This window comes from Desmospora profundinema, assembly GCF_031454155.1.
In the GTDB taxonomy this organism is placed as follows: domain Bacteria; phylum Bacillota; class Bacilli; order Thermoactinomycetales; family DSM-45169; genus Desmospora; species Desmospora profundinema.
The window spans coordinates 277,975-296,532 of sequence record NZ_JAVDQG010000001.1; the positions used below are offsets into that span (position 1 = coordinate 277,975).

16 protein-coding genes are annotated in these 18,558 nt (G+C 54.8%); all 16 read left to right on the forward strand.

What is annotated here, in order from left to right:
* Positions 1 to 213 precede the first annotated feature (213 nt).
* The 16 genes from tdh (at position 214) to JOE21_RS01320 (ending at position 18,528) form a co-directional block, all read left to right on the forward strand.
* Positions 214 to 1,254: an L-threonine 3-dehydrogenase gene (gene tdh, locus JOE21_RS01245; RefSeq protein WP_309861362.1), complete on the forward strand. Its 1,041-nt coding sequence runs from the start codon at positions 214 to 216 to the stop codon at positions 1,252 to 1,254.
* Between the two features lie 23 nt (positions 1,255 to 1,277).
* On the forward strand, positions 1,278 to 2,453 hold the full coding sequence (locus JOE21_RS01250; protein WP_309861364.1) for a glycine C-acetyltransferase: 1,176 nt from the start codon (positions 1,278 to 1,280) through the stop codon (positions 2,451 to 2,453).
* Positions 2,454 to 2,631: 178 nt separating this feature from the next.
* Positions 2,632 to 4,104, forward strand: coding sequence for a tRNA (N6-isopentenyl adenosine(37)-C2)-methylthiotransferase MiaB (miaB, locus tag JOE21_RS01255; RefSeq protein ID WP_309861367.1), 1,473 nt, complete (start codon positions 2,632 to 2,634; stop codon positions 4,102 to 4,104).
* Positions 4,104 to 4,526: a YlbF/YmcA family competence regulator gene (locus JOE21_RS01260; RefSeq protein ID WP_309861370.1), complete on the forward strand. Its 423-nt coding sequence runs from the start codon at positions 4,104 to 4,106 to the stop codon at positions 4,524 to 4,526. The genes miaB and JOE21_RS01260 overlap by 1 nt, the downstream gene beginning before the upstream one ends.
* 323 nt (positions 4,527 to 4,849) lie before the next feature.
* The gene (gene cotE, locus JOE21_RS01265) at positions 4,850 to 5,428 is read left to right on the forward strand and encodes an outer spore coat protein CotE (protein ID WP_309861373.1); all 579 of its coding nucleotides are present in this window, start codon (positions 4,850 to 4,852) and stop codon (positions 5,426 to 5,428) included.
* A 128-nt stretch (positions 5,429 to 5,556) separates the two neighbouring features.
* A complete protein-coding gene (locus JOE21_RS01270) occupies positions 5,557 to 6,936 on the forward strand; it encodes a putative amidoligase domain-containing protein (RefSeq protein WP_309861376.1) in 1,380 nt (459 codons plus the stop codon).
* Between the two features lie 118 nt (positions 6,937 to 7,054).
* Entirely contained in the window at positions 7,055 to 9,658 is a 2,604-nt protein-coding gene (gene mutS / locus JOE21_RS01275; protein WP_309861378.1) for a DNA mismatch repair protein MutS, read from the forward strand.
* 3 nt (positions 9,659 to 9,661) lie between these two features.
* Positions 9,662 to 11,566 (forward strand): DNA mismatch repair endonuclease MutL, encoded by a 1,905-nt coding sequence (mutL, locus tag JOE21_RS01280; protein ID WP_309861382.1) that lies wholly within the window; start codon positions 9,662 to 9,664, stop codon positions 11,564 to 11,566.
* Positions 11,567 to 11,568: 2 nt separating this feature from the next.
* Positions 11,569 to 12,345 (forward strand): class I SAM-dependent methyltransferase, encoded by a 777-nt coding sequence (locus tag JOE21_RS01285; RefSeq protein WP_309861385.1) that lies wholly within the window; start codon positions 11,569 to 11,571, stop codon positions 12,343 to 12,345.
* The gene (gene miaA / locus JOE21_RS01290; RefSeq protein WP_309861389.1) at positions 12,314 to 13,276 is read left to right on the forward strand and encodes a tRNA (adenosine(37)-N6)-dimethylallyltransferase MiaA; all 963 of its coding nucleotides are present in this window, start codon (positions 12,314 to 12,316) and stop codon (positions 13,274 to 13,276) included. The genes JOE21_RS01285 and miaA overlap by 32 nt, the downstream gene beginning before the upstream one ends.
* Before the next feature lie 39 nt (positions 13,277 to 13,315).
* Positions 13,316 to 13,561, forward strand: a complete 246-nt coding sequence (gene hfq / locus JOE21_RS01295; RefSeq protein ID WP_309861393.1) for an RNA chaperone Hfq — start codon at positions 13,316 to 13,318, stop codon at positions 13,559 to 13,561.
* Positions 13,562 to 13,657: 96 nt separating this feature from the next.
* On the forward strand, positions 13,658 to 14,617 hold the full coding sequence (locus tag JOE21_RS01300; RefSeq protein ID WP_309861396.1) for an AAA family ATPase: 960 nt from the start codon (positions 13,658 to 13,660) through the stop codon (positions 14,615 to 14,617).
* Between the two features lie 246 nt (positions 14,618 to 14,863).
* The gene (gene hflX, locus JOE21_RS01305; protein ID WP_309861399.1) at positions 14,864 to 16,144 is read left to right on the forward strand and encodes a GTPase HflX; all 1,281 of its coding nucleotides are present in this window, start codon (positions 14,864 to 14,866) and stop codon (positions 16,142 to 16,144) included.
* Positions 16,145 to 16,168: 24 nt separating this feature from the next.
* The gene (locus JOE21_RS01310) at positions 16,169 to 17,458 is read left to right on the forward strand and encodes a methionine gamma-lyase family protein (protein ID WP_309862385.1); all 1,290 of its coding nucleotides are present in this window, start codon (positions 16,169 to 16,171) and stop codon (positions 17,456 to 17,458) included.
* A 9-nt stretch (positions 17,459 to 17,467) separates the two neighbouring features.
* Positions 17,468 to 17,962: a DUF456 domain-containing protein gene (locus JOE21_RS01315; RefSeq protein WP_309861402.1), complete on the forward strand. Its 495-nt coding sequence runs from the start codon at positions 17,468 to 17,470 to the stop codon at positions 17,960 to 17,962.
* A gap of 161 nt (positions 17,963 to 18,123) precedes the next feature.
* Positions 18,124 to 18,528 (forward strand): MerR family transcriptional regulator, encoded by a 405-nt coding sequence (locus JOE21_RS01320; RefSeq protein WP_309861406.1) that lies wholly within the window; start codon positions 18,124 to 18,126, stop codon positions 18,526 to 18,528.
* Positions 18,529 to 18,558: the final 30 nt, after the last annotated feature.

Genomic DNA, 18,558 nt, shown 5'->3' on the forward strand with positions numbered 1-18,558 from the left:
GCCTGACCTCCTATGGACAAATTTCGACAATTCCCCTACGGGAATGGTATCTTTTTCTCCTCTGCTCTGTCAATCAGACCTTTGGAGCACTTTGATAAAAAAATCGCTTATGTCTCTCCTGTTCGGACACTTTACCTTCGTTTCATCACGGTGGTATAATAAAACCGATATCATAAGGGGTTTTTCGAATCAGATGGAGAAGGGGTGTCCGTCGTGGGTGGAACTATGCGCGCTCTGGTAAAACACTATGCCGGCTTTGGGGCGGAATTGCGAGAAGTGCCGATTCCGGCGCCAAAACCAGGCGAAGCGTTGATTAAAGTGAAAGCGACCACGATTTGTGGGACGGATGTGCATATTTATGGGTGGGATGATTGGGCGGCCAGCCGTGTCCAGCCCCCTTATGTGTTTGGCCATGAATTTTCCGGTGAAGTGGTGGAGGTGGGGGAGGGGGTCACCCATGTAGCGGTAGGTGATCACGTATCCGCCGAAACTCATATCGTTTGCGGGTCGTGTCCGCAATGCCGCCGAGGGGAAGCGCATGTTTGCGTCAACACGGAAATTATCGGGGTGGATCGGGATGGCTGCTTTGCCGAGTATGCTGTAATGCCGGCGGGAAACCTATGGAAAAACCCGCAGGGGGTGGCCCCAGAAGTGGCTTCCGCCATGGAGCCGATGGGGAATGCGGTTCATACGGCATTGTCCGGCCCCATCGCCGGCCGTACCGTGGCTGTGATCGGTTGTGGTCCGATCGGGGTGATGGCGGTGGCGGTGGCCAAGGCTTCCGGTGCTTCCGCAGTGATTGCCTTGGATATTAACGAATACCGGCTGGATCTGGCCGGGAAAATGGGAGCCTCTCACCTCGTTCATTCCATGGAGGAGGATCCGGTGGAACGGGTACGATCCATCACCAGTGGTCATGGCGCGGATGTGGTCCTGGAGATGTCGGGAAACCCGACTGCCATTCGTCAGGGCTTTTCCATGTTGACGTACGGAGGGCGGGTCTCCTTGCTGGGTTTGCCTACTCGTCCCATCGAGCTGGATGTGACCAATGAACTTGTCTTTAAAGGTGCCCAAGTTCATGGCATTGTCGGAAGGCGAATGTATGAAACATGGCAGCAGACCGCCGGTTTCCTCTCCTCCGGGCAGGTGGACCTCACCCCGATGATCACCCACCGATTCTCTATGGACGAATATGAAGAAGCGTTTGAACAGATGATGAGAGGAAAGTCTGGGAAAGTGGTATTATACCCCTGAACACGTAACTGGGAGGGACGGGCATGAAGGGATTTGAACATTTGGAGCGGGAGATCCGGGACTGGCGGGATAAAGGGGTGTTTCGCTCCTTAACCGAGCTGGAATCAGACCAGGGATCCATTGTGACGATTGGAGGGCGGGAAGTGATTCAGCTTTCCTCCAACAACTACCTGGGATTGACGACTCATCCCCGCCTGAAAGAAACGGCTTTGAAGGCTGTGGAGGCTTATGGGGCAGGGACGGGTTCTGTCCGGACGATTGCCGGCACCTTTACCATGCACGAAGTGTTTGAAAAAAAGCTGGCCCAATTTAAGCACACGGAAGCAGCATTGGTGTTTCAGTCCGGGTTTACGGCCAATGTCGGCGTATTGGCTACGATCCTCAATGAAGAGGATGTAGTGATCAGCGATGCTCTCAACCATGCCAGCATCATCGATGGAATTCGCTTAACAAAAGCCGGTCGCCGGATTTACAATCACGTCGATCTGGATGACCTGAAAAAAGCCTTGGAGGAGACTCAGGGTGCCCGTCGGCGCTTGGTTGTCACGGATGGCGTGTTCAGTATGGACGGCGATATCGCCCCGTTGCCGGAAATTGTGGAGCTGTGTGAACGATATGATGCCATCGTCATGGTGGACGATGCCCATGCCAGCGGTGTGATGGGTAAAAACGGCCGGGGAACGGTGGACCACTTCGATCTTCACGGCCGGGTTCACATTCAAGTGGGCACCCTGTCCAAGGCGATCGGCGTTTTGGGTGGTTATGTAGCCGGCCCGCAAGTCTTGCGGGACTACCTGATCCATCGGGCCCGCCCGTTCCTCTTCAGCACTTCCCATCCCCCGGCGGTGATGGCCGCTTGCAGTGAAGCGATTGACGTGCTGATGGATGAACCGGAGCGGATTGACCGTCTGTGGGAGAATACGCGCTTTTTCAAGGAAGAATTAAACCGGCTTGGCTTTGACACCGGCAAGAGCGACACCCCGATCACCCCGGTGATGGTGGGTGATGACGCCTTGGCGATGCAATTCTCGGACGAATTGTTGGAAGAAGGGGTGTACGCCCAAGGCATCGCCTTCCCGACGGTTCCCCGGAATCAGGCACGGGTGCGTACCATTGTGACGGCTGCTCACTCCAAAGAAGAATTGGAGCAAGCGTTGAGAGCCTTTGAGCGTGCCGGGAAAAAGCTGGGGATTATATAACGGAGGAAAAACAACCGGCGATGAAAGCCGGTTGTTTTTCGTTCCTGAGAATGCACTCAGACAGGGTGAATGCCCCCTTTCATTGATGTGAGTCGCTTAATCGGGTATAATATATAAATTGCAGAGCCTTCATTTTTAAGGCGAATCAAACACCCTGTCAGAAAGGTGTTGACTATAGATGGATGAAAAAATGGCCCGTTATTTTCAACCGCCGGATCTGAAGGCGGCCAAAAAACGAGGCAAAGAAGCGGTCTCCGTCCTCCAGTTTGACGATATGCCGGAGGAGATGCGAAAAATCGGTCAAGGCCGGCAGTATATGATCAAGACCTACGGCTGTCAGATGAACGTTCACGACAGCGAAACGATGGCCGGCATGCTGGAGCTGATGGGTTATCAGCCGACGGAATCGGAAGAGGAAGCCTCGGTGATCTTGATCAACACGTGCGCAATCCGGGAAAACGCCGAGGATAAAGTGTTCGGGGAGATCGGCCGTCTCAAAACCCTGAAGACGGAAAAACCGGAGCTGATCCTCGGAGTGTGCGGTTGTATGTCCCAAGAGGAGTCTGTCGTCAATCGGATTCTGCAAAAACATCAGCATGTGGATCTGATCTTCGGCACTCACAATATCCACCGCCTACCCCATTTGTTGCGGGAGGCCCTCTTTGGTAAGGAGATGGTGGTGGAGGTTTGGTCCAAGGAAGGGGACATCGTCGAAAACTTGCCCAAGGTGCGGGAAGACGGGCTGAAGGCCTGGGTTAACATTATGTATGGGTGTGACAAGTTCTGCACCTATTGTATTGTTCCGTATACCCGTGGGAAGGAGCGGAGCCGCCGTCCCGAAGACGTGTTGGCTGAAATCCGCGAATTGGCTCGAAAAGGGTACCAGGAAGTGACTCTTCTCGGTCAAAACGTGAACGCTTACGGCAAGGACTTCACCGACCGGGAGTACACATTTGCCCATCTGATGGATGATGTTCGTCAAATCGGGATTCCTCGAGTCCGTTTCACCACGAGCCACCCGCGGGATTTCGACGACCATCTGATTGAGGTACTGGCCAAGCGGGGCAACCTGGTGGAGCACATCCACCTTCCGGCCCAATCGGGTAACAGCGACATCCTCAAAATCATGGCCCGTAAATACACGCGGGAACATTACCTGGAGCTGGTCCGTAAAATCAAACAGGCTATTCCCGATGTGGTGTTGACCACTGATATTATTGTCGGGTTTCCGGGTGAGACCGATGAGCAGTTTGAAGACACCCTCTCCCTGATGCGGGAAGTGGAATACGATGCCGCATTCACGTTTATCTACTCTCCCCGGGAGGGAACACCGGCTGCCAAGATGAAGGACGACATCCCGATGGAAGTGAAGAAGGAACGCTTGTACAGGCTCAACCAATTACAGGATGAAATCAGTCGAAAGAAAAACGAAGCGCTGCGCGGCCGGACGGTGGAAGTGTTGGTGGAAGGGGAAAGTAAAAAGAACCCCGACATCTTGTCGGGACGCACCCGTACCAACAAACTGGTCAATTTCCGGGGTCCCAAACACTTGATCGGCCAATTCGTCCATGTTCGTATTGATGAACCCCTTACCTGGACACTTAAAGGGGAGTGGGTGGACGATTTTGAAAAACGGCAGGTGGGAAGCTGATGGCAACCATTAAACCCAGCCATCCGGTGCTGGCCCTGGCGCAAAATTTGGGCCGCCGCCTGTCGTTGACCGAGGAGATCCAGCGCTTCCGCCTGGCGGAAGAACAGATTGATAACAGCCGCAGGGTGTCGGAACTGATCGAGAAGATCAAGCGGAAGCAAAAAGAATTGGTGCACGCCAAACATTATGGAAAGACCGCTTATATCCGGCAGCTGGAACACGAGTTGAACCAGCTTCAACACGAATTGGACCATTTGCCGATTGTACGGGAGTACCAGCAATCTCAAGTGGAAATGAATGATCTGTTACAAACCCTGCAGCGGATCGTGGCGGATTCCGTCTCCGCCCGACTGGACGTGGAAGTGGGAAAAGACCCCGGTGGAGGCGGTTGTGGCAGTGGCGGGTCTTGCGGTTGTAATTGATGCTTCGTTTTGTACATGGGATCTTTTGGCCCATTCGTGAGGGGCAAAAAAAACGGAATCACGTTCTTTTGTTAGGGTGGAATTTCCCGGTCGCCGATCATTCGGCGGCTGTTTTTTTGCTTTTGAGATAGGAAGATCCATTATCTGTGTGAACACCCACGCCCTCTTGTGCATAGACTTGGAAGGGGATGGGCGCTTTGCCCCCGCCCGGCCATCGGCTGCCCGTGCGGGCCCCCGCGGAAAAGAACGCGGGGTTTTTGGCACCCAGGACTCCCGCCCTGCATACACATGTAAGGAATGATTGGTTTGGAGGAGGGAGCATCGTGTCCAACACAGAGAACGGCATGCAATGCCGGCAGATCATCACGAAAGCGGTCACCGGCAAAGGTCGTAAGTTTTCCCAAGCGACGCATTCCATTCAACCCCCGGACAACATTTCCAGCATCCTGGGCTGCTGGATTATAAACCATCATTATGAAGCCAACCGGGTGGGCGATGCAATCGAAGTGCTGGGAAGCTACGATATCAACATTTGGTACTCCTTTAACCAGAACACCAAGACAGAAGTCTCAAACCAGACGGTACGCTTCGTAGAGCAGGTTCCGCTCAGCTTCTACGACAGCAATGTGCAGACGGCTACCGCCGAAGTGCACGCCGTCTCCACCCAATCCCCCAACTGCATCGAAGCTTCCATCGCTGATGATGGATCCGTCTTGGTACGGGTGGAACGGGAATACTACGTGGAGATGGTGGGGGAAACCAAGGTGAATGTATTGGTGGCCCCCGGCGATCTGGACGATTGGGAGGACAAAGGAGTGGATGATGCCACTATCACTACGGAAGCACCCGGCGACTTCGAAGATCTGGATCCCGACTTGGTCATCGATGATCTGAACGACTGATTGTGATCGGGATTCGAAAAGCGTGGAGGCGGGTGCCTCCTTTTTCTTTTTCCCGCTAACCACTTGAAGGCCGTTTTCATAACATAACAAGGGACTGATCATAGGAAACACGGGAAAGGGGAAAGGACATGGAACCGCTCCTGCTTGAGTGTGGACAGGAAGGGGTGGAAAAACGGCTCCTTGATGCCGTCACCACTTCCCACAATCACTTGGCTTCCTCGATTCGTCTCCGCTGGGACGGGGATCCCCTTTATGTTTCTTCCGTGCTGGGCCTAAACGATTCCCGGCAAGTCGATAAGGCACGGTCCAAGGAGTGGAAGATGGAGGTCTGGAAGTTGCACGGCCTTACGGTAGCCGCTTCCCGATCAACCGTGCTGCGTTTATATGTGGTTCCGGTATTTCAAACGCAGGCGCTGCTCCTATACAAATCGAAGACCTCTCCTGTCTGGTTGTCAGGGGGCAGGGGCGGCAAACCGACATTTAATCGGGTTCCCCCGCAAGATTCGTCACAGGAAGTGCGGAAGGTGAAAACAACCGCGGTGCGGGCACTGTATGCCCTGGGATTGGACTACGGGGTTGCCAAGGTGGGAATCCAACCGGGTAACCGGATCGCGGTGGTGGACGTGATTCCAAACCCCCGTCTCAACAATGAGATGGGGATTCAACTGGCGGGGGCGATTCAACAATATATCCGGCGTCTTCCCCGGCTGTTGTCCCCTGTAGATCAAGTGATGATGGGTGCGGATCCTGAATTTTTGATGAGACGAAAAAACGGTTCCCTGGTCATGGCGTCCAATTATTTTCCGCGGTTTGGGCAGGTGGGATGCGACGCCATTTGGCACGGACGGGACCGGTCCGTTAAGCCGTTGGTTGAGCTGCGGCCCAAGCCCAGCACAGATCCGCGTCAGGTGGTAATCCGCATGTACAAGGGTATGATAACGGCAGCCCGGCGGGTGAATGAGCAACAAGTGGAATGGCTGGCGGGGGCCTTGCCCCATCCCCAGTATCCCTTGGGGGGGCATATCCATTTCAGCGGGATTCCGCTCACTTTTCAGCTGCTTCGGGCTTTGGACCTTTATTTGGCTCTGCCTATTATGGTGGCTGAGGATAAGAACGGGGTGCGCCGCCGCCCGCGTTACGGTTTTCTCGGCGATTACCGTCCCCAATTTCATGGCGGATTTGAGTACCGGACCCTTCCCAGTTGGTTGGTCTCTCCCACTCTGACGAGAGGTTCGATGGCCGTTGCCCAATTGATTGCCGCTCGCTATCCCTATCTTCCGACGGATGACTGGTATGATGACAAGTTGCAGCAAGCATACTATCGCGGGGACAAAAAAGTGGTGCGGGAGCGGATGGAGGGGCTGTGGGGGGCGTTAAAAAGGTTGGGGGAGTACGAAAGGTCTCAGAAAGATTTGGATCGATTTTACCAAATGGCCGTCTCCGGAGTACCCTGGAATGAAAAACAGGATATCCGTAAAGCGTGGAAGCTGCCCCCGTATCAAAAGTAAGGGGGCTTTTGACTGTCCCTTCAGGACGAACAAGAAAGGGGACTGCTTATTGTTCCGATGCCTGGAGAGTGGTACAATAATAGACACCTTAAAATAACCGATTCGGAGGGTCTGACCAGTGGCCAAGTATACTCCGATGATACAGCAGTATCTATCGATCAAGGCAGAAGTTCCCGATGCCTTTTTATTTTTTCGTCTGGGCGATTTTTATGAAATGTTTTTTGAAGATGCGGAACGGGCGGCCAAGGAACTGGAAATCACCCTGACAAGCAGAGAAGGGGGAGAGGAGCGGATCCCGATGTGCGGGGTCCCCTTTCATTCCGCTGAGGTTTACATCGCCCGGTTGATCGAAAAGGGACATAAAGTGGCGATTTGTGAACAAGTGGAGGATCCCGCCACCGCAAAAGGCGTCGTCAAGCGCGAAGTGGTGCGGGTAGTCACTCCCGGTACGGTGATGGAAGAAAAAATGCTGACCGAACGGGAGAACAATTTCCTGGCCGCCTTTATCCGCCGGCAAGATTACTGGGCGCTGGCGGCTGCCGATCTATCCACCGGGGAGTTTTATGTGACGGAATCATCCGGGGGTTCCGACACCGTTATCGATGAGCTGGCTGCATTTCAACCTAAGGAAGTGTTGGTGCGCGAAGGAGAGGAACATCCGTCTCCCCACGGGTTAAGGCAACGTCTTGGCACGTTGGTTACATCGGTGCCGGGCGGAGATATTCTCGGCCGGGAAAGGTTGTCACAGGCATTGTCGGATCAGTTTCCCGGCCATGAAAAAGTTTGGTCTTCCCCTTACATACTAGAGGCAGCCGGACTGTTGCTCATCTATTTGCGTCAGACTCAAAAGCGGTTTCTCACTCATCTCAATCGGATTGAACGATACGATGCACGCCAGTATATGGTGTTGGATCCGGCTGCGCGCCAAACGTTGGAGTTGACCGCCTCCTTAAAAGATGGAAAGCGAAAAGGGTCCTTGTTGTGGTTGTTGGATCGTACGGCGACAGCCATGGGCAGCCGTTTGCTCAAGAAATGGATGGACAAGCCTTTGCTTGATCCCGCCGAGATTGGAAAACGGCAAGATGCGGTGGCTGCATTGTTGGAGAATCCTATTTTGCTGGAAGAAGTGCGGGACCGGTTGAAAGAGGTATACGATTTGGAGCGCCTCTCCGCCCGCATCGCTTATGGATCCGCCAATGGCCGGGATTTGCAGGCATTGCGGCGGTCACTGGAAGCCTTGCCTTCCCTTCAGTCCTTGTTGACGGATGCGGACCATTCTCTCGCCCGGTTGGCAAAAGAGATGGACCTGTGCAACGATGTCAAGGAATTGGTGGAACGGTCGGTGGCGGAGGATCCGCCGGTGTCGGTGAAAGAAGGCAATCTGATGAAGGAGGGTTTCGACGAGGAGCTGGATTCCCTGAGGAGAATCCAGCGGGAAGGGCGCCAGTGGATCGCCCGCTTACAACAGCAGGAGCGGGAAGCGACGGGAATTAAGTCGCTTAAAGTGGGCTTCAACAAGGTGTTTGGTTACTACATTGAAGTGACCAAAGCCAATCTGCGCCACCTGCCCGAAGGACGATATCAGCGCAAACAGACGCTGACGAACGCGGAGCGGTTTGTCACCGCCGAGTTGAAAGAGAAAGAGCGGGCCATCCTGCAGGCAGAGGAGCGTTCGATGGAGCTGGAATACCAGCTGTTTACCCGGGTTCGGGAGATGATTGCGGTTGAAATCCCGCGTATTCAGCGCCTGGCGGATCAAGTGGCCCGGTTGGATGTCCTCCACGCTTTCGCTGTGATCTCCGAGCGTCATCACTATATCCGTCCTTCTGTCGGGGAACAACCGGGCTTATTCATTGAAGGCGGCCGCCACCCGGTGGTGGAGGCGGCGATGGATGAAGGCGGGTTTGTGGCCAACGATACGGCAATCGGAAGGGACCACGGTCAAATCCTTTTGATTACCGGTCCCAATATGGCCGGCAAAAGCACCTATATGCGACAAGTGGCGCTGATCACTCTGCTGGCTCAGATTGGCTGTTTCGTTCCCGCGAGCAGGGCGGAAATCGGGATTGTGGACCGCATCTTCACCCGGATCGGCGCTGCTGACGATCTAGTGGGGGGGCGGAGCACGTTTATGGTGGAGATGGATGAAACCCGTCTTGCGCTCACTCAAGCCACTCCCCGCAGCCTCATCTTGCTGGATGAAGTGGGGCGGGGCACTTCCACTTATGACGGCATGGCATTGGCTCAAGCGATTGTGGAGTATTTGCACGAACGAGTGGGGGCTCAAACCCTCTTTTCCACCCATTATCACGAACTGACCCGGCTGGCTGAGGAGTATCCCGGTGTGGTGAATCTGCATGCCCGCTGTGTGGAAAAGGACGGAGAAGTGGCGTTTCTGCACCGAATGGAAGCCGGTGGGGCTGATAAGAGTTACGGTATCCACGTTGCTCAGTTGGCCGGCATGCCGATTGGAGTGATTCAGCGGGCACGGGTGATCCTGGAATCGCTGGAAGCTCGATCTCAGACGGCAGCGGCCCAACAACTGGACTTATTCCAGTATACGGCTCCGCCGGAGGCTGGTGGTTTGACCCCGGAAGAGGAAGAGGTGCTGTGCCGTTTAAAGGAGTGGGACCTGTTAAACCGGACGCCGATGGAATCGGTTCAGCTGCTCCACGAGCTGAAGCGGACGTTGCAGTCGAAAGCGACGACGGGAGGGGAATAAACCATGCCGGTGATCCGTATATTGGACGACGGATTGGCCAACCAAATCGCCGCGGGGGAAGTGGTGGAACGACCCGCGTCGGTGGTGAAAGAGCTGGTGGAGAACGCCCTGGATGCTCGTGCCGATCGCATTCAGGTTTCCATCCGTGAAGGAGGCATTCAGTCGATCGAGGTTTCCGATAATGGAACGGGGATGGACCGGGAGGATGCCCAGCTGGCCTTTGAACGACATGCCACTAGCAAGATCCGGCGGGAGCGGGACCTCTTTTCCATTCGTTCCCTGGGCTTCAGAGGGGAGGCGCTTCCCAGTATCGCTTCCGTTTCCCGCCTCACCCTGACCACATCCAGGGGGGAGGCCGAACCGGCAACCCGTGTGCGGCTGGAAGGGGGAACCCGCCGTGAAGTGGAGGAGGCGGTACGGGACCGTGGGACCAGCGTCCGGGTGGAGGACCTCTTTTTCAACACCCCTGCTCGTTTGAAATACCTGAAAACCGTCAACACTGAGGTTAGCCATGTGGCGGATGCGGTAGGCCGAATCGCATTGGCCCATCCGACCGTCTCCTTCTCATTGAAACACAACGACCGTGAAATTTTTCGCACACCGGGCGACGGTAAACTGGTTCATGTTGTTCATGCTTTGTACGGAAAACAGGCGGCCAAGGCGATGCTTCTCTTTGCCGGAGAAGATGCTGACTTTCAAGTGGAGGGGGTGGCGGGTCGGCCTGAATTGACCCGTTCCAACCGCTCCTATCTCTCCATCTTGATTAATGGCCGTTATATCCGCAGCATCCCCTTGTCCCAAGCGATTTTGCGGGGGTATGATACTTTATTGCCTATTGGACGCTATCCGATTGTAGTCATGAGGACTGAGATGGATCCCAAGCTGGTGGATGTCAATGTCCACCCGGCCAAGCTGGAGGTGCGGCTCAGCAAGGAAAAGGAGCTGTGCCGGTTGATCGAGACAACATTGAAAAATCTGTTTCGGCGGGAGGTCTTGATTCCTGCGGTGGAAAATCCGTGGAAGCAGGAGAAGCCGCGTCACCGGGAAAAGCCGGTGCAAGAACGGCTTCGTTTGGATCGGCCTGCCGAAAGGGGGCGGAAGCCTACCTCTCCGGTTCGTCATGAGTGGAATTATCCTGCAGGAGTGAAAGAAACAGGAGCTGCTTTTTCAGAAATGCTAGCCGCCGATGGCGACGGTTCCTCTTTGCCCCGTGAAGATGATTCTCCCACTTGGAAAGAGAAAACTGTGAAAGAAAGAAAAAGCGATTCCGCAGAAGCGGCTTTTAAAAAAAAGGCGGAGCCTGTTGAGAACAAAGGGGATCGGGCACCGTTTCCGGATCTATTACCCTTGGCTCAGATCCACGGGACCTATTTGGTGTGTCAGACAGAGGATGGCTTTTATTTGGTGGACCAACATGCGGCACATGAACGCATTTATTATGAACGCTTTTTCAAAGGATTGAAAGAGAGAGGAACGGAGCCTCAGCCCCTTCTGATTCCCCTCACCGTCGAATGCGGTCCGGGGGAGGCGGAGACGTTATCCGCTTGGATTCCGCAGTTAGCCGAGTGGGGAGTGGAGATGGAGACCTTCGGCCAGGGGGTGTTTATGATTCGCTCCCATCCTCGCTGGTTTCCTCAAGGAAGGGAGGAATCTCTCATCCGAGAAATGGTGGATTGGCTCAAGGCCGGACGTCCTTTGGATATGGCCCGCATGCGGGATGAAGGAGCCAAAATGATGGCGTGCAAAGCGGCGATCAAGGCGAATCATCATCTACGTCGGGAAGAGATGACGGAGCTGTTACAACAGTTGGCTGACTGCGACATCCCCTATACCTGTCCCCATGGCCGCCCGATCCTGGTTCATTTCACTACGCGGGAGATTGAGAAAATGTTTAAACGGGTGATGTGATGGTGTTTGTGACAACAACCCGCCGTCCGCGCCCGGAAGATGAAAAAGGGGCGGCCGGGATTGCGGAACTGATTGGAGCACCGGTCCATCTTCGGGAGAATCGATCATTGGCGGCGTTGTTTCGGGAGTGTGACACGGACGCTGCGGTGGTGGTCGGACCGGAAGGGGCCCGCTGGGAAAATGCAAACGGTGAGGTGTTTCGCTTCCACCCCAATCTGTCCGCGCTGCGGGTGAAAGAGTTGCGGCACGGAGGGGGGGATGCCCTGGTTGAGGCGGCACAGCTGAAGCAGGGAGATGAAGTGTTGGATTGCACGCTGGGGTTGGGGGCGGACGCGATTGTGGCGGCTCATGTAACAGGGCCTTCCGGTCGGGTGGTGGGGCTGGAGAGCCAGCCGGTGGTGGCTGCCCTGGTAAAATACGGACTGGCCCGGTATCCGGCGAATTCGTCGGCTTTATCGGAGGCGATGAAGCGGGTTCAGGTGGAAATCGCCGATTATCGGGATTATCTGTCCGTTTGTCCGGATCATGCTTTTGATGTGGTCTGGTTTGATCCGATGTTTAGACGGACAAGAAAACGTTCAACAGGAATTCAACCTTTGAAAATTCTGGCCAACCCGTCTCCCCTGGATCGACAGTCCGTAAAAGAGGCTTGTCGGGTGGCCCGGCGGCGGGTCATTCTGAAAGAGCGGCGGGGAAGCAAGGAATTTGAGCGATTGGGATTCCGTGTGGAAAAGGAGGCGTCCCACCATGCCTTTGGCGTCATCGACACCGGTTGGTGACGGCCGGGAAAATCTGTTGGTGATTGTCGGGCCGACGGCTGTGGGAAAAACGGCCCTCAGCCTGGAGCTGGCGCGGGAATTTCACGGGGAAATTCTCTCGGGTGATTCGATGCAAGTTTATCGCCGCATGGATATCGGTACGGCGAAAGCAACCCCGGAAGAACGCCGGAAGATCCCTCATCACCTGATCGATCTGGTGGAACCGGACCAACCCTTTTCCGTGGACACATTTCAGCACCTGGCACGGGAGGCGATCACCGATATTCAGTCGCGGGGGCGCCTGCCGATGATGGTGGGAGGGACCGGTCTGTATATCCAGGCGGTGACTCATGGATATTCCTTGCCGGATGTAAAAGGAGATCCGGATTTCCGCCGGGAGATGGAACAGTGGGCGGATAAACGGGGGAATGAGTCGCTTCACAGCCGTTTGGCCGAGGCGGATCCCGAGGCGGCCCAACGCCTCCATCCCAATGATCGGCGCCGGATTATCCGGGCGTTGGAAATTCATCGAGAGACCGGCCGGCCTTTGTCTGAGGTGCAACAACAAGGGAAAGCCCGTTATCGTACGTGTTGGATCGGTTTGACGATGCCTCGGGTGGTGTTGTACGATCGGGTGAACCGGCGAGTGGATGCCATGATGGAGCAAGGCCTTCTGGAAGAAGTGGCGGCTCTGCGAGAGCAGGGGGTTCCCCGGGATGCCGTCTCCATGCAGGCGCTTGGTTATAAGGAATGTTGGATGGCGCTGGAGGGGGAAGTCAGCGTGGAGGAAGCAGTGGAAATGGTGAAACGGCGAACCAGAAAGTTCGCGAAACGCCAACTTTCCTGGTTTCGACGGTTGAAGGAGATCCATTGGTTTGACCGTACTCAGAAAGGCCAGGAGGAAGAAATTCGTCGTCTGGTAGCAGGAAACTTCCCTTCATACCAAGAATAGAGTAAACTAATGCCAAAACGCACATGGGAGGTACATACTTTGAAGCAATCAATCAACATCCAAGACACGTTTTTGAACCAGATTCGAAAAGAGTCCGTACCCGTAACGATTTATCTGGTGAATGGCTTCCAATTGCGCGGGGTGGTGCGGGGCTTCGACAATTTTACGATTGTAATCGACAGCGACGGGAAACAGCAGATGGTATACAAGCACGCCATCTCCACGTTTACCCCGGCACGGGCCGTGTCGCTGATGTCCAATGATGACTCCAATAAAGAAAGCTAAAACCAAGTGACTCACACTTGGTTTTTCTTGTGATCTTCACCAACGACTGGGCGCTTGCGTATATATAGGGCAGCCAATGTAAATGAGGTGACTTCGATGGCGACCCGTGTGATCACGCAAGAAACCCGGCGGATCCAAGTGGTGCTGGACCATGCAAAAGAGTCGGCGGCGGGATCTGCGTCTGCCGTGGAGCGAGCGGAAGGGTGGATGGAGAATGAGCATCTTCCACTGAAGCGCTGCATCGATGAATTGGATCGGTTGGTGGGATTAAAAACCATAAAATCATTCATCCAAGAAGTGTACGCGTGGCTGACGGTGGGACGCCGTCGGGTGGCGGCGGGGTTGACGTCGGAAAATCAGGTTCTCCATATGATCTTCGAAGGCAATCCGGGTACGGGAAAAACGACGGTTGCCCGAATCATGGGGCGCTTGTTCCATGAAATGGGAGTGCTCTCTCAAGGGCACTTGGTGGAAGTGGAACGGGCGGACCTGGTGGGGGAATACATCGGTCACACCGCTCAAAAGACAAGAGAGCACGTGAAGCGGGCTATAGGCGGTATTCTATTTATCGACGAGGCTTATGCGTTGTCACGAGGTGGAGAGAAAGACTTCGGCAAGGAAGCGATTGATACCTTGGTGAAGTCGATGGAAGACCATAAAAATGAATTTGTGTTGATCCTGGCCGGATACCCTCGGGAGATGGATCGATTTATCCGATCCAATCCTGGTTTGCCGTCCCGGTTTCCCATCCGCCTTTGCTTTCCTGACTTTTCGTTGGAGGAATTGATGAAGATTGCCGACGGAATGGTGAAGGAACGGGAGTATCGCTTTTCCGGACCCGCCCGCGAAAAACTGCGCAAGCATTTGTCCCAGATGTGCCAGTTTCCCGGTGATGCGTTCGGAAACGCCCGTCATGTACGCAATGTAGTGGAACAAGCGATTCGTCTGCAAGCGGTCCGTTTGTTAAAGAACCGTTATGTCTCCCGGGATGACTTGATGACCCTGCAATCAGACGATCTCGTATTTCGGGAGTGGAGGAAGGGGTCTTTGCATTAACGTAAACCGGCCTGCCGTTTCCATCGGCAGGCCGGTCGCGTTATAATGGAACCACAAGTGGATGGTTTCTGAATCCGAGGGAAGATGCCCTTTTCAAGGACGACAATTTTAAGGGGCTTTCGCCCAAAGGAGGAGGGTGCCCTTTTCAAGGACGACAATTTTAAGGGGCTTTCGCCCAAAGGAGGAGGGTGCCCTTTTCAAGGACGACAATTTTAGGAGGGGCTTCGCCCCAAAGGGAGAGGATGAATGACGATCGACGAGCAGTTTGAACGCGCGATTTTGGTTGGTTGCGGGACGAAGTCGGGAACGTCATCGGAACAGCTGCATACATCATTGGAGGAACTGGCCCGATTGGCGGATACCGCCCGGGCACAAGAAGTGGCACGGGTGGTCCAGCTTCGGGAACGATTGGATTCCGCCTGGCTGATCGGCCGCGGCAAGGCGGAGGAGCTTGTCCGCATGGTGGAGGAAAAAGAAGCGGACCTCGTTTTGTTTGACCAGGAACTTTCCCCGAGCCAACTGGCCCATTTGGAGGATTTGCTTCCCTGCAAGGTATTGGATCGGACTCAGCTCATCCTGGATATCTTTGCGATGCGGGCCCGAACCAAGGAAGGGGTGCTCCAGGTGGAATTGGCCCAAATGGAATACCTTCTGCCCCGCTTGACCGGTAGGGGAAAAGAGCTTTCCCGATTGGGCGGGGGGATTGGAACCCGTGGTCCCGGAGAAAAGAAGCTGGAAACGGATCGGCGTCATATTCGCCGCCGGATCCGCGACCTGAAGGCGGAACTGGACCGGGTGCGTCAGCATCGACAGCTTCACCAGGCGCGGCGTCGAAAAATGAATGTGGTGCAGGTGGCCTTGGTCGGATATACCAACGCCGGTAAATCCACATTGTTAAACCGGCTGACCGGAGCGGATGTGCTTACGGAAGACCGTTTATTTGCTACCTTGGATCCGACCTCCCGCTTTTGCAGGCTGCCATCCGGAGAGGATGTTCTGCTGACGGATACCGTGGGGTTTATCCGACATCTTCCTCACCATTTGGTGGCGGCGTTCCGTTCCACATTGGAACAGGTTCGGGAAGCGGATCTGCTCTTGCATGTAGTGGACAAGAGTCATCCGGAAGCGCCGGAGCAGATCCGGGCGGTGGAGGAGGTTTTGGTCAAGCTGGATGCTTCGCATATTCCGGTGTTGACGGTATTGAACAAAGCAGATCGGTCCAAGGGAGAACTTTTGACAGCGGACGGGGAGTCCATCGAGATTTCCGCTTTCCGCGACAGCGATCTGGAACGGCTGAAACAGACGGTGGATCGGTTGCTGGTTCAGGTGCAGGTGCGTGGTTCCGCCGAAATTCCGGTTTCTCGGGGAGAGCTGATTTCCCGTCTGTATCAACTGGCGGATGTGACACACTCCGAGGTGGACGGCTTGATGATGAAGGTGAACTTTCATCTTCCGCGGCGCCGGTATGAACAGATGTCTGCGGAACTGAAAGAGTATATGCGTGATGTGGTCCGGCTGAAACCTTAACTTGACAGAGGATATGATGGGATGATGTATCAATACTTTCAACATGAACAAGAGCTGCGACACTGGTCAGAGCGGGCGGAGGCACGGATTGCTCCCCAGATTCAAGCGATCGGGGAGCGGGTGGATCGCCATCAGTGGCGGCTGTTGCGTGCTTATCGCGATGCAGGGGTGGATGAAGGGCATCTGGCTGCTTCCACCGGTTACGGTTACGATGATCGGGGCCGGGAGGCGCTGGAAAGGATTGTTGCCCGGATGTTCGGGACGGAAGCGGCTTTGTTTCGCCCTCACATCGTGTCCGGAACCCATGCGATTGCAGCGGCATTGTTCGGAGTGTTGCGCCCCGGCGACCGACTCCTATACCTGACAGGAGAGCCGTATGACACCCTGCAGCCGGTGATCGGGCGTGAAGCCGATGGTAGCGGCTCCCTGGCTGACCTAGGGATTTCGTATCAAGCGATCCCGCTTACTCCGGCGGGCGGAATTGATTGGACGGCTTTTGCGGAAGCGGCTGGTTCGGATATCCGATGTGTCGCGATCCAGCGTTCTCGGGGATACGCGGAACGGGCCTCTTTTTCTGTCGCAGCCATCGGTGAAATGGTGAGGCGGGTCCGGGAACGGTGTCCCGATGCGGTGATCTTTGTTGACAATTGTTACGGCGAGTTTGTGGAAGATGAGGAACCCACCCATGTGGGTGCTGATTTGATGGCCGGCTCCCTAATCAAAAACCCCGGTGGCGGCCTTGCCAAATCCGGGGGATACCTCGCAGGCCGTCGTCAATGGGTGGAACGCGCTGCCGCGCGTCTGGTTGCACCGGGTATTCTGGCGGAGGGCGGAGCCACCCACGGCTATTTGCGTGATTATTTTCAAGGCTTTTTTTTGGCCCCTCATGTGGTGGGAGAAGCGCTCAAGGGAGCGGTATTTACCGCAGCAGTCCTGGAAGAAGCCGGATTTCTCTCCACGCCGCGTTGGGACGATCCCCGTACGGATATCATCCAATTGATCCGTCTGGAGAGACCCGAGCTGCTGGTGGCCTTTTGTCAGGGTATCCAGGAGGCATCTCCGGTGGACGGCCATGTGGTTCCGGAAGCATCGAAAATGCCGGGTTACGCCGACCCGGTGATTATGGCTGCAGGCACATTCGTGCAGGGGGCCAGTATCGAGCTGTCTGCAGACGGGCCGCTGCGTCCGCCCTATCACGCTTATATGCAGGGAGGGCTGACCTTTTCCCATGTGAAGATCGGTGTTCTGACCGCTTTGGACCGCATGTTGACCCATTCTTCTCTGTTTCCTCGACATCCGAATGAAAGCAGGTGATCCGTTTCAGTGGAACTATTATGGTGGCTGTTGATCGTTCTTTGTTTCATGATCGGTTTTGCCGGTTTGTTTGTTCCCGTTGTACCCGATACGCCCATGCTGTTGGCCGGATTCGGCATCGCTCATTTCTTTGTGGATCCTGAAGCTCTTCCCCTCTCGTTTTGGGTGGCGGCGGGCTTGATCACGTTGGCATCCATGGCGGTCGATTATATTGCCGGCGGAATTGCCGCTAAAACATCCGGAGGCACCAATGTGTCGGTCCTCGCTTCCGTGTTGGGTGCGATCGGATTTACGATTTTGTTGGCTCCTTTTGGATTGGGCTTGGTCGGTCTTCTCTTCGGTCCGATGCTGGCGGTTGTTTTGGTGGAGTTGATCCAGGGAAAATCGGCGGAACAAGCGCTGAAGGTGGGATTCGCCACGCTGGTCGGCTTCCTGGGCGGTATTTTTGTCAAAGGGCTGCTGATGGCGGGCTTGATCATCTGGTTTATGATCCTTATGATCTGAAACCCGTGGCATCATCAACCGGAAAGCATCCGTTGGTTGAGTGTTTTCCGGCATATAGGGAAAGCTACAGGCATCATTTACTGTTAAATTTCTTTACACGGGTTGACAATGAAAACTGACATGAATACAATAAAAGAAACCGAAGGGAGGAGGCACTGCCCATGCGCGATGAAATCCGTCGAAACATGCCTCTTTTTTCCATAGGTATCGTTACCAAACTGACGGAACTCACTCCCAGGCAGGTGCGCTATTACGAGCAACAGGAATTGATCAAACCGTCTCGTACCAGCGGGAATCAGCGACTGTTCTCCTTTAATGATGTGGACCGCCTGCTTCATATCAAATCGTTGATGGAAAAGGGCATCAACATTGCCGGAGTAAAAGAAATGTTGAGCGGCAAAAAAGCCGAGTCGGAAGCGCAAGCGGCTGCAACGGCTCCGGCTCAAAAACCGGATATGTCGGATGCGGAGCTGCGGAAGCTTTTAAAACGGCAATTGACGGAGTTGACTGCCCGGCCCAACCAGAATCATTTGATCCGGGGCGAATTGTCCCGTTTCTTCCATTAATTAATACCACCACCACTCTGAAGGGAGACG

Coding starts and splice junctions, on each gene's coding strand:
- hflX (WP_309861399.1), top strand. CDS start 14,864: ATGACGATCGACGAGCAGTTTGAACGCGCGATTTTGGTTGGTTGCGGG.
- JOE21_RS01260 (WP_309861370.1), top strand. CDS start 4,104: ATGGCAACCATTAAACCCAGCCATCCGGTGCTGGCCCTGGCGCAAAAT.
- miaB (WP_309861367.1), top strand. CDS start 2,632: ATGGATGAAAAAATGGCCCGTTATTTTCAACCGCCGGATCTGAAGGCG.
- JOE21_RS01300 (WP_309861396.1), top strand. CDS start 13,658: ATGGCGACCCGTGTGATCACGCAAGAAACCCGGCGGATCCAAGTGGTG.
- miaA (WP_309861389.1), top strand. CDS start 12,314: ATGCCTTTGGCGTCATCGACACCGGTTGGTGACGGCCGGGAAAATCTG.
- JOE21_RS01320 (WP_309861406.1), top strand. CDS start 18,124: ATGCGCGATGAAATCCGTCGAAACATGCCTCTTTTTTCCATAGGTATC.
- JOE21_RS01270 (WP_309861376.1), top strand. CDS start 5,557: ATGGAACCGCTCCTGCTTGAGTGTGGACAGGAAGGGGTGGAAAAACGG.
- JOE21_RS01310 (WP_309862385.1), top strand. CDS start 16,169: ATGTATCAATACTTTCAACATGAACAAGAGCTGCGACACTGGTCAGAG.
- mutL (WP_309861382.1), top strand. CDS start 9,662: ATGCCGGTGATCCGTATATTGGACGACGGATTGGCCAACCAAATCGCC.
- JOE21_RS01250 (WP_309861364.1), top strand. CDS start 1,278: ATGAAGGGATTTGAACATTTGGAGCGGGAGATCCGGGACTGGCGGGAT.